Origin of the sequence: Tenacibaculum sp. IB213877, from assembly GCF_034043975.1 — a bacterium.
GTDB lineage: Bacteria > Bacteroidota > Bacteroidia > Flavobacteriales > Flavobacteriaceae > Polaribacter.
Genome location: NZ_JAXCHH010000009.1, coordinates 48,484 through 61,552 on the forward strand (window position 1 = coordinate 48,484; position 13,069 = coordinate 61,552).

The following is a 13,069-nucleotide window of genomic DNA, read 5'->3' on the forward strand; positions in this document are numbered from 1 at the left end:
TAAAAAAATTACTTGTTAAGCCACTCTTTAAAATACTTAATTTCACTTTTACTTACAAAAACCTGCTCTTTGTTAGGGTTTTCTTGTGTCATTACAATTTCAATTTTTAAAGAACTGTGTTTTATCACTTTAAAATCTGAATTAAAACCTATTATATAGTTTCGATTAATTCTAATAAAATCATCAGGATTTAACTTAGTAATTACATTTTTGATAGTATCATTGTATAAATAACTTTTTTTATTGTTTGTGTATATAAACAAATGTTTTCCAAATCCATAAAAAAAAGAGATGTCATCAACACTAATAGATAATAACTCATTTCCTTGATTGACTAAAAATCTTTTTTGAAATGCGCCTTTATTTCTCTCTGAAAAATGATTTATATTTTCTTGAAAAGATTGTTTAAAGGATATTAATTTTTCTAAAGATTTTTCTAAAGCTTCAATATCAAAAGGCTTTAAAAGATAATCAATAGCAAAATGTTTAAATGCATCAACAGCATAATCATGATAGGCTGTTGTGAAAATAATTGGAATTTTAACATCAATATTTGAAAGAGTTTCTAAACTGTTTCCATCTGCTAAATGAATATCTAAAAATACCAAATCTGTTGATGAATCATTAAAAAAGCCACTCATCTCACTCACCGAAGTTATTCTTTTTATTGATTGAATTGGTACTACATTTTGTTCTAATAACTTACTTTTTAAATGATTTGCTGCCAAATCTTCATCTTCAATTATTACAATGTTCATATTATAATTATTAAACCTCAAAAATACATAAATAAGTAAATTAAAAAAGACCTAGCAATATAATGCTAGGTCCTTTTACCTTGTAAGGTTTAACAATTCAATTAATTCAAAATACTACAAGTTAGGATTGTTAAGCTTAGCGCTTCTAGGATATTGTATAGTATATCTTGGGTCATTTTGCTCAAGCGTATATACTGTACCATCATATGTGTGATTGATTTCTTTTTGATTTGTTCTTCTTAAATCAAACCATCTATGCCCTTCTAATGCTAACTCTTTTCTTCTTTCTTCTAATAATCTTTGGGTATACTCCACTTCATTTAAAGATTGTATTTCGGCACTTAACGTTGAATGGTAATTTGTTGCATAACGTTTTTTCAGTAATGAAAGTAATGTTGTTTTAGATGCTTCTAATTGATCTAAGTTTAATAAAGCTTCTGCTTTTATTAAAAAAAGCTCTGAAGTTCTCATTGAACAAATAAAATCTTGAGACCCACCTTTTTTTGCTTTATAATTATCTCCGTCACTAACAAAATACAAATCAAAACGTAAATCGTTAACTCTATCATATGAATCAATTAAATCAGTTGATATAAAAGAAGCGTTATTTATTTTATATCCAAATACTTCCTCTAATGCAAGAATAGATTCCACTGAATTATATTGGTTAGGCAAAGTGCTTTCTACATTAAAATCAGTAAGTGTTTCATTATAAGTTAATGCTTTATTAACTGATTGTAATGCTTTTTCCCAATTATTCATATACAAAGAAACTCTTGCTTCTAAAGTATATAAAGCATTTTTAGAAAAACGATAGTTTTTACCAATTTGTTGAGTATTTATGTTAATCAATTCTTTAGCTTTTTGAATATCTGCTAAAACCTGTTCATAAACATCTGCTACAGGAGAAGGTGATAATACTTGCTCTAAATCTGTAATTAGAACAATAGGTACTCCTTTATCTTGACCAGAAGTTTCTATAGCATACGGCTTACCATAAAGGTTAACCAAATCAAAATAGCTATAAGCTCTCAAAGCATATGCCTCCCCTATTAATTGATTTTTTTCTTCTGAATCTTTAATCGTTTTTACGGCTTCATTTATAATATGATTACTATAAAATATAGTTGTATAAAATTGAAGCCAAGGATACTCATATGATATAGGATCTGGGTTTGTATCATTCCACAGATAAAAATCTTTAAAAAACGGAGTATCATCAGTACTACTATCTAAAATTAATTCATCTGACCTAAAAGCTGTGTAAGATTTATGTACTGGAAATGTATTATATGCCGTAGTAATTAAAGCTCTATTTTCTTCTAAGTTTTTAGGTATTACTTTTCCTTCTGGTTCTATATCTAGAAAATCATTACAAGAACTAAAACCTAAGCTCATTAATAATATGAGTGATATGTTTATAATTTTTTTCATTATTATTATTTTAAAATGATACATTAACTCCTAATGCAATAGATCTTGGAATAGGTTGCGCATAAATATTTCCGTAGGTTTCAGGATCAAAATAACCTGAATAATCAGAACCTATTACAAATAAGTTTCGTCCTTCTAAATTAAATCTAAACTTTTGTATATTTAATTTAGATGTAACTGAATTAGGTAAACTATACCCTAATCGAATACTAGAAACTCTGGCATAACTTATTTTTTTAACATAAGTATCTAAATAAGCCATTGTATTAATTGGGTTACCTCCAGAAAACCATTTATAAGCCATCCAAGAATCTCCTGTACCCGAAGTTTCTCCTACAATAGCAGGTAAATTAGACCCTGTATTGGTTGGTGACCATGCGTTTAAAATATCTCTTGTATAATTTTGCCCTCTATCAACCTGAGTTGGGTTATATGGTAAATTTTCAGTTACTGTTTGTTGTAAATTAAAGCTTACAGACGCACTCAAATCAAAGTTTTTGTATTTTATAGTATTTATTATACCTCCACTATATTTAGGGTCTCTATCTCCTACATAAGTAAATAAATTTCTAAAATCTTCAGTACTTAAGTTAGATTGAGATAAATATCCTGGGAAAAAGTCTGCCCATGGATCATACAAATCAAAAAACTCAACTGCAGATACTTTTTCATCCCCCTTCCAAAACATAGGATAGCCGTCTTCATCTAATCCTGCTGTTTTTAATGCAAAAACTGCATTTACTGGCAACCCTTCTCTAGACGGGAAAAAACTATTCTCTCTAATTTTAATTTTGTCAACATTACTTTTGTTATGTGCAATGTTAAAATTAGTAGTCCACTTAAAATCTTCTGTTACAATATTTTTAGTTGAGAAAGAAATTTCAAAACCTTTATTTGATACTTGTGCCCAGTTTAGGTTTGTAAATTCAAATCCATTTTCTAATGCAATAGATTTTAAACCTATTAGATCAGAGCTTTTTCTTGTATAGAAATCTAGTCCTAGATTAATTCTATTATTAAACAACCCTATATCTGCTCCTAAGTTATAATTTTCTGTTTTCTCCCATCGTAATTTACCGTTTGGAGGAGAAGTAACTGTAATTGCGTCTTCATTTGTGTTTGGTAACAAAGAAGCTTGCCCATACGCTCCAACAACAAAAGGAGATGTATTTCTATCAATATTTCCTTGAAGACCGTATGATGCTCTTAATCTTAAATTAGAAAGAGTAGTGTTGTTTTTAAGAAAATTCTCTTCAGACACTCTCCAAGCAGCTGATGCTGACCATAAAGGAAGATATTTATACTTAGGATCAACACCAAACAAGTTAGACCCATCATAACGAACACTACCAAACACAGTATATCTTCTATCATAAGTATAAGACCCTGTTGCATAAAAAGAAGTGTAAGCATTTTCTGTGGTTCCTCTTTGGTACGTTTTATAGTTAGCTTCATTTGCGGTATCTTCATTCGGAAAAATAATTGGTGTTGTTGTTAATGTTTTTGGGTTGTATCCAAAACCTTGTGTAACAACAGTTTTTCCATATGTTTTTCTAAGCTCCGAACCAATCATTGCTTCAATTTCATGTTGGTTTGCTATTGTTGTACTATACTCTAAAAGAGATTTCCAATTGTACTGAAAAAAAGAATCTTCAATGTTTTGAATAATTCCTCCTTCTGGTAAGAAGTAATAATAATCTCCTATTGAAGAATCATATCTACGACTTCTTTCTCTTACTTTTCTTGTAAAATAGCTATTAGTACCTGCATACTTTTCTGTACTATTTTTATCTAATTGCAAACCTAATTGAGTAGACAACTTTAAATCGTCTGTAAATTTGTAAGAAGCATCCACTATAGCTTTTAGTGCATTATTTTTTAAATCATAGGATGTATTTTCTCTTTCTTCTAAAAAGTTAAAAGGAACATATCTTCCTTCAAATCCGTTGATGTCTTGATCATACTGATATGTACCATCTTCATTAAATGGCGATAAATATGGATTTGCATTTCTTGAATAATTGGATGGATTTGTAAATGCATCTGTACCTGTTATATAAGAATCTTTTTTTGAATGTGACCCAAGTAAAGTAACTCCTAAATCAATTTTATCTGATAGTTGATAATTGTTTTTAAGTGTAACATTATAGCGTTTAAAACCTGTACCAATTGTAGTACCTTCTTCATCATAAAGACCTAAAGAAAAGTAATAGTCTGAAAACTCACCGCCTCCTGAAACACTCAAACTATATTGTGAGTTAACCGCTGCTTGATATAATAAATTACCCCAATTGGTTTGTGTAGCTTTTAAGTTATTGATTGCAGATTGCGTGCCATTACTTAACGCTGAAAAACCTCCTGATCTAAAAACACCTAGCTCACCACTATCATTTAAAATTCTCATAATTGCACCTTGATTTGATCTAAAATCAAGATCTGTACGTTGTGCTAAGCCTAATTCAAAATCAACCTTCTCTGCACCTGACATTAAATTAAGTTTGCTAAAAGCAGGACGCATACTATAAAATGTATTTGCTGAGAAATTAACTCTCATTTGTCCTTTTTTCCCTTTTTTTGTAGTTACAACAATAACACCGTTAGAGGCTCTTGCCCCATATATTGCAGTAGCAGCAGCGTCTCTTAAAATGGTAATATCTTCTACATCATCAGGGTTAATACCAGCTATACTATAGTTTTTTAATTGGTCTATGTTGTCTTTATCTGTAAAATCTGGCACATCATTACCCTCTAGAGGCAATCCATCTACTACCCAAAGTGGATCTTGAGGTCCTGATAAAGAAGCCGTTCCTCTAATTCTTATTCTAGAGATAGTTCCTGGAGACCCTGTTTGTTGAGCTACCACTACCCCTGGTGCTTGCCCTTGCAATAATATATCTACACTAGAAACACCTATTTGATTTACATCTTCTAATTTAACCTTACTAACCGCAGAAGTTAATTTACGTTCTTCTATTTCTTGGTAACCAGTTACAACTACTTCATTTAACAGGTCTATTTCTTCTTCTAAAAGAACTTTAATTGTGCTTTGATCTCCTACAAGAATTTCTTTTCTTTTAAAACCTATAAACAAGAAAACAAGAACATCATTTGGTTTTGCTTTAATTTCAAAATGGCCATCTTCATCTGTAGAAACTCCTCTCATTGAGTTTTTTACCATTACTGTAGCCTCCATAATAGGCATTTCATACTCATCAACTACTGTACCTTGTATTATCTTTTCTTGCGCAAAAAGAAGCAAGGGACAAAATAGTAAAAACATGACTAGTGTTTTTTTCATAAAATTAAAATTTAGGGATTTATAATATTTGTAATTCTTTCAATTAAATCGAGATAATGCATTTTTGTATCATCATTACCTTTATTTCTTTTTTTTCTTAATAATTTTAAGATTTTATTTAGTTCTCCTCTTTTTAAAGAACCTACTTCTGAAACTCTTTTTAACAGTGTGTAGTTAATATTTCTTGCTTCAACCATTTTTTTAGCTGAAGTATAGTTACACATTATAGGTAACTGCAATGATTCAGAAACATGAACTGCCTTTTTATTATTTTTTTTAGAAAGCTTATCTAGATCAACCGCTAGCACATCTACATAATTTTTTTGTGTCATTCTTTCAAGAAGAGTTAGAGACTTGTTATTTTTTGTGTTTTTAAACACATGGTTTCTAACACTCTCTAACAACTCTTTAGCTGTAAATGTTTTTAAGTTTTTTTCTTGATCTAACTCTGATTCTATTAACCTTAGTAGTCTTTCATCTTTAAACAGGTTATAAAAAACACTGTATTGCATTTCTCTTGCTAGTGTATAAGGACTATACTCATATGGCCCTAATGGCGTTTTCTTAAGCGGGTAGGTGTAATTAATAGTATTGTTTAAAAACAACCAATGAGGTATAGTAAAAACATGTTTATTAAGATAATTTACAGCTTCTTTTTGTTTTTTGTAAGGCACCCACTTATATGATTTTTTATTATCACCATGTACTGTATTATTTAAATAAACACCGCCAACATTATTAAGCACATGGTTATTATATAAACTCCATTGCCCTATAACCCCCATGTACAACCTTCCGGTAGTATAATAATCTTCCCCCTCTTCATAAGTCCAATTAATTAAGTTACTAACAACTGTTTTTAGGTTTTTTATTCCGTATTCACTTGCTAATACAGCATCGTCTCCTATATCTTCTGTTTGTGAGCGTGGATCTATAATATTTTTATGAGATTGCTGTTCTCCATAAAAGTATTCTGGGTCATTTGAATGTTTTTTTATAAGGTTTTTAAGGTATGTTTCTTCTATATGATTGTTAGCAAACCATCTATACCCCCATTCAATAGCATATGTATCATAAACTCCTATTTTTGGTGTAATTGTTGTTACACTATCTTCTGGTTGTGCCACATAATTATACCTAGCATAATCCATTATAGAAGGAGCCGTTCCATGATTTTTTGTAAATGTTTTTGAACGTAAAGAATCTACTTTATAAGCAAAAGAAGCTCCCATATTATGTTTAAGCCCTAAGGTATGTCCTACTTCATGCGATGACACAAATCGTATTGCTTCTCCCATATGTTCATCTTCAAAAACATTTTTTCTGGCTTTTGTATCTATAGGACCTGTTTGAATTCTCATCCAACTGTGTAAAGATGTCATTAAATTATGCCACCATATTATATCAGATTCTAAAATTTCTCCACTTCTTGGATCAACTACAGAAGGCCCCATAGCGTTTGCTCGTGGTGAAGCGGCATAAGTTATTACTGAATATCTAACATCATCTATATCAAAATCAACATCATTATCAGCTGGATCTTTTGCTATAATTGCGTTTTTAAACCCTGCCCTTTCAAAAGTTTTTTGCCAATCTACCACTCCTTTTTTTATATAATCTCTCCATTTTTTTGGGGTAGATGGATCAATATAAAAAGTTATAGGTTTTTTAGGCTCTACCAATTGTCCTTTTAAATAACGATCAATATCCTCTTTTCTGGGTTCTAAACGCCATCTAGTAATAAGGTTCTTTTCTTTCATTGCGTGTTGTTTATCATTAAAAAACCAACGCTTTTTTGAAAAATAACCAATATGGTTATCTGAAAATCTTGGTTGCATTGGAGTTTTAGAAAGTAACACTATATTACAGGTTGTTTCTATAGTTATTGGCACAGAAGCTGCCCCCTCTGTTACAGAGGTTGAAAGAGCGGATCTAACTAAAACATTTTTGGGGAATGTTTTTATCATTTCAATATATGATAGGTTTGTTTCAGCTGATCCGCCTAAACCTGTATCATTAAATACATTATTAAAACTCTTTTTTTCTCCATCAAAAACTTTATTAACACCCACTACTATAGAAGATGCTTTTTTGTTTACCGAAACAATTGTGAATGCCTCAATGATAGAGGAAGAAAAATTATTTTGTACTGATTGAGTAATGGCATCATTTTTAGGTGAGGTTACCATTGGGTTAGATGTTCGTACCCACACTTTGTTTAACAGGGTATCTTTTTGAAAGGTAATAACCTTATTATCAAACACCATCCCTTTATTTAAACCTGCCTCGTTTAACGGTAATGGAACTTTAGATATTTTGTTTACAATTAAAAACTCTCTATTAAATAGTGAGTCTGGAATTTCAAAATAATAATCATTCTTAAGCTTAATGATATTGAACATTCCTTTTTTTAAGGTTGCTTTCTCTATTAAATCTTCATATTTTTTGAGCGCAACTTTTGAGGTGTCTTTCTTTTTTATTTCTTGTGAAAAAAGAAATGCAGAAGAGAACAAATATACAATTGTTAATATTAGTAAACGTGGTGAAAATGTTATAAACATTAGATAACTCTTTATTTAAAAAAGTAAAAGTGAGAGATATTCCTTTTTTAAAAAAAAGAAAAGGAGTGAGTGGTAAAAAAAATGGAGTAAGTGAGTTTTTTACTTATTATTACATTATCTCTTAATTTAAAAAAGGTAATTCGCAATAAAAAAAACCCTCTTCTACATAGTGCTTAAAATTTGAGTTTTTATAAAACTTATAAATATCTTGTAAATATCTTAATCCAAATTTATTTCCTTTGGGTGCTGTTTTTTTTAATTGATAATTATTTTTAACTATTACTTTTTCTTCCATTACTGTAATAGTAATTAAAAGAGGAGATTCTTTAGATGTAATATTGTGTTTAATAGCATTTTCTACTAGTGTTTGTAAGGACAAATATGGAATCTTATCTTTTTTATAGTTTTTCTTTAACATTTGTATTTCCCATTGAATACTAGTGTTAAATCTAATTTTTTGTAGAAATAAATATTCTTTTATAAATTCAAGTTCTGTTTTTATTTCTACAATATTATCTTTAGGACTATTAATAAGATACCTATATAATTTAGATAGTTTAATTACAAAGGTTTTAGAAAGAGATTCATCTTCTCCTATTAAAGTATATAAAGAGTTTAAACTATTAAATAAGAAATGAGGATTGATTTGATTTTTTAATTGTTGTAACTGTAATAATGCGCTTTCTTTTTGATAAACTTCTTTTTCTAAAATTAAATTTGCTTTATCTTTTTCTAAAAGTACCTTTTCATTAAATTGAGAATAAACAGTTAAAGCAAAATAATAAAACACAAAAAGTAGCAAAATGGTGAAAGTTATGTAAATTAATGAGCTGTATTTTTTTATTTTATTTACATCTTCTTCATAAATACTTTTTAAAAAATTAATAGATACATAAAAATCATCATTAAATAAAACTAGTGGTTTCGTATAATTTATAACATCCAATTCTAAGTATTCAGAGGTTATTATACGTTCATTATATTTGTTTTGAATATTTATTGTGTCTTTTGGCGTTAATGGTGTAGCTTTAAAAACGTTTTTACCAACATAACTAGTATCTGGATGCACTAAACACAAACCTTCTTTATTAAATACATATGCATAGCTTACAGCATATACATCTATATTTCTAAATTCTTTTTGAACTTTTAATAAATCTAAATCATAGCCGTAAAAAACTGTTCCGTGTGCTGTGTTAAAAAACATCATGTTTCTCCACACCAAGCTATGATTAGCTCTTTTATATATTTTATTATAAAATGTTTGTTCTGATAAAGTATGTTGCTTTAATAATATTTCTTTTTTTAAAGTAGAGTCATTATTAAATAACCCTTTACCTTCAAAAACTTTTATATCATTACTTTTAACAATACCAAACCAACTATTAACCGTACTATTGTTTAGCTGATGTATTTCTCTTAAGGTTTTTAGCTTTTGAGTTATTTGTTCTAAACTAGTTTGCTTAGAAACAATATTTTTAACTTCATAAAAAGGTTTTTCTAAAAGCTTAAATTGATGCTGTATGTTATTGTATTTTTTATAAAAACTTCTTTGCGCTATGCTTTGGCTTACTATAGTAGCTTTTTCTGAAATTAACTTATTTATTGTATAAGTTGCTCCTATAGTAATTAGAATGGCTATAAAAACTATTAAGCTATATTTTTTTTGAAACAAATTTTATCTCTTTTAGCTGATATAATTAAGAGTGCAAATAACTAAAAAATCCCAAGCAAAAGCTCGAGATTTTTTTTAAAAAAGTTTTTTTTATTAAACTACTTCTATAACTTTTGTGCTTATATGAAACTCTTCATACGTTTCTAGCAAGCTAATTAATGCTGAAACCAGATCTTGAGTTTCTAACAATATACTAAAGTACAGCGTTGTATTTTTAGGACTTGTTTCATCAGAACGAATTCTTTCTACTTGTCTTTCAATAGATTTAGAAACACTTTTTAACAATTCTCTTTTTTCTGCTAAAATTCCGGATAAATCATCAAAAGATTGATTTTCAAAAGCAACTGTAATATCTTTTAAAAGCTTAGATATTTCATTATCAATTTCTTTTAAATCTTTTAACTGTCCTTTTTTTAGGTTTTTATGATTGTTATTAACATGTTTATATGTAGCTCTTGAAATATAACTAATTGATTGTGCTACATCTTGTAAATAACCTAAAATTAAAATATAGAACCTACTTGCTTGAACAGAAGAATCATCTAAAGACTTAATGAAATAAAAAACTCCATCTTTTAAATTATCTATTTCATCATTAAGCTTTGTAACATGTTTATCCGTTTTTCTTAATTTATTTAGATCATGATTTGCTAAGTCATTTACTACATTTGAATATAATTTATTAACTCGATGAGCAACTTCTGCAATATGACTTGAGCTTTCATCAATAACACCGCTTATTGAAATTAGTTCAGCTCTTTCTGCAAAAACTTGTTTCTTTTCCTCTTTTGCTTTTTGCGTATATTGTAATGAAGACCTAATTAACATACCTATTACAACCATTAATAAAACAGGAACCATAGCTATATGCCAACTAATAAAATATGCTACAATACCCGCTGCTGTAAATGCTATAATTGCTGTTAAAAACCAGCCTCCTATTACATTAAATACTCCTGCAACTCTATACACAGCACTTTCACGCCCCCATGCTCTATCTGCCAATGAAGTACCCATAGCTACCATAAATGTTACATAAGTAGTAGATAATGGTAGTTTCATTGAAGTAGCAATTGATATTAAAACACTTGCCATAATTAAATTTACAGATGCTCTTACCAAATCAAACGCTGGTAATTCATACGTTTTATCTTTCGGTAATTTAATTATAGGTTTTTCAAATTTAGAGTTAACAAACTCTTGTGTTTTTTGGGGAATTAAAAAGTTAAAACCCTGGTTAGCAAACATTGCTGCTCTAACTACAATTCTAGATAAGTTATTAGGTTGAAATTTTTCTTGCCCATCTCCTTGTCTTGATAAATTAATACCAGTATCAATAACTGCCCGTGCTTTTTTAGAGGTCCATAAGGTAATTACCATTATTAATCCTGCAAGTAATAAAAGTAATGTATTTGACGGTACTTTTTTAGCTAATACTCCCATTGAAAACTCATTAGCCTCTAAGCCTGATAATTGCCATGCATCATACGAATTTAATGCTGCAATAGGCACTCCAATAAAGTTTACTAAATCATTACCTGAAAAAGCCATTGCTAAAGAAAACGTTCCTACAGCTATAATAGCCACCAATATGTTGATTTTAAAAAACTTGATTAATGCATAGGAAACTGCTGAAAAAAACACAAAACTTCCTAAAATAATTGAAATAGTATTTCCTTCAATGACTCCAGAAATGCTATCATAAAAAGGGGTTCCTTTCAATCCTTTAATAATGATAAAATAAGTTATTGCTGTAATTGCAAAACCACCAAAAAGCGCATTGATATATATAGGTCTTTTTTCAAAATCAAATGAATATATTAATCTTGAAAAATACTGTACAATAGCACCTACTGTAAAAGCGACTACTACCGACAGTATAATACCTAAAATAATTTTAGTTGCCGTTTCATAATTAATATAACTCCATATTTCTGATACTGAGTGGTCACTGCCAGAAATTTTTATTAATGCAATAGCTACTGCAGCTCCTAACAATTCAAACACAATAGATACCGTGGTTGATGTAGGCATTCCAAGACTATTAAAAACATCTAACAGTAAAATATCAGTAACCATTACTGCCATGAATATGTACATGATTTCATCGAACATGAACATATTTGGATTAAAAATTCCTTTACGTGCAACTTCCATCATTCCACTGGAAGTAATTGCCCCAAAAAATACTCCTACACTAGCAATTATCATAATTGTTTTAATAGGAATTGCCTTTGAACCAATAGCAGAATTTAAAAAATTAACTGCATCATTGCTTACCCCAACTACTAAATCTAAAATTGCTAAAGCAGCTAAGGCAACTAGCATTAAAATATATGGATCTCCCATGCTATAAATTTAAACTCGACAAATTTATGAACCATTACGATTGGCAATGTTAATTTAATGTTATCAAATACCTATTAACCCGTATAGTCTGTTACGTTTCTTGGTCCTTCTAACACTGTTCTTTTTACTTGCATAACACCATCATCTGTAGTAATTAAATGCCATTTAATAAGAGTTATTTGTCCGTTTTCAATTTCTAAACCTGTAATACAACGCGGATGCACACAACTTCCATCATTAAAATAGGGTAATTCATTGGGCTGAGGAAATCTTGGGCGGTGTGTGTGCCCTGTAACCAATACCTGATTATTGTTTTTTCGAATCCATCGTTCTATATGTCTTTCTACACGAATTAGCTCCCTAAAATTTTTAGCGGGACTTGTAGGATCATCAATTCCTATGGTTTGCAATGGACGCCATAAAATCTTAACTAAAAATCGACTTAGCTTCCAGAATGAATAATTAAACCAATCTGCTTGATGTCCATGCAGTAAAAACATACATTTACCATTATCTATTTCTAATTTGATCGCTTCTGAAAAAGATGCGTTTACAAGTAGTTCTTTTAATGTTCCTTCTGCTGAATCATAATAATAATGTAAGTTTTTCTTTACATTTTTTTGCTTTTTATAGTCCATATCATGATTTCCCCAAACAAAATGTAACCGGTTTTTATCATGAAATTTTTTTAACAGGAGATACACGTCTTTATTTGCTTGAAAAATTTTATCGAAGGAATTTTCCCAAAGCTCATCACCATCTCCTAATTCTATATAGGTATAGTCTTTTGAAAAATACTGTGATAGTGCATACTGATATATATATCTATTACGGGCAAAATCATCAGCAAAACTGTTATCTCCTCTATGGCAGTCAGAAAATATGATATACTTAGAGTTGGTATTTAACGGTAGTTTTTTAGCTTTTTTAAAAGCTCTGTTTATTCTACTTTCAGCAGACATTTAGTTACTTGTTTTAGCGAGATAAAGATGCA

7 protein-coding genes are annotated in these 13,069 nt (G+C 29.4%); all 7 read right to left on the reverse strand.

Going from position 1 to position 13,069, the window contains the following annotated elements; genetic code table 11:
• Nucleotides 1–8: 8 nt before the first annotated feature.
• Nucleotides 9–758, reverse strand: coding sequence for a LytTR family DNA-binding domain-containing protein (locus tag SLH33_RS10490; protein WP_320419053.1), 750 nt, complete (start codon nt 756–758; stop codon nt 9–11).
• A 114-nt stretch (nt 759–872) separates the two neighbouring features.
• Nucleotides 873–2,192, reverse strand: a complete 1,320-nt coding sequence (locus SLH33_RS10495) for a RagB/SusD family nutrient uptake outer membrane protein (protein ID WP_320419054.1) — start codon at nt 2,190–2,192, stop codon at nt 873–875.
• Between the two features lie 10 nt (nt 2,193–2,202).
• The gene (locus SLH33_RS10500; protein WP_320419055.1) at nt 2,203–5,490 is read right to left on the reverse strand and encodes a SusC/RagA family TonB-linked outer membrane protein; all 3,288 of its coding nucleotides are present in this window, start codon (nt 5,488–5,490) and stop codon (nt 2,203–2,205) included.
• An 11-nt stretch (nt 5,491–5,501) separates the two neighbouring features.
• Nucleotides 5,502–8,051, reverse strand: a complete 2,550-nt coding sequence (locus SLH33_RS10505; protein WP_320419056.1) for a zinc-dependent metalloprotease — start codon at nt 8,049–8,051, stop codon at nt 5,502–5,504.
• Between the two features lie 121 nt (nt 8,052–8,172).
• Entirely contained in the window at nt 8,173–9,726 is a 1,554-nt protein-coding gene (locus SLH33_RS10510; protein ID WP_320419057.1) for a histidine kinase, read from the reverse strand.
• A 93-nt stretch (nt 9,727–9,819) separates the two neighbouring features.
• Nucleotides 9,820–12,075 (reverse strand): inorganic phosphate transporter, encoded by a 2,256-nt coding sequence (locus SLH33_RS10515; RefSeq protein ID WP_320419058.1) that lies wholly within the window; start codon nt 12,073–12,075, stop codon nt 9,820–9,822.
• A gap of 74 nt (nt 12,076–12,149) precedes the next feature.
• Nucleotides 12,150–13,037: a metallophosphoesterase family protein gene (locus SLH33_RS10520; protein WP_320419059.1), complete on the reverse strand. Its 888-nt coding sequence runs from the start codon at nt 13,035–13,037 to the stop codon at nt 12,150–12,152.
• Nucleotides 13,038–13,069: the final 32 nt, after the last annotated feature.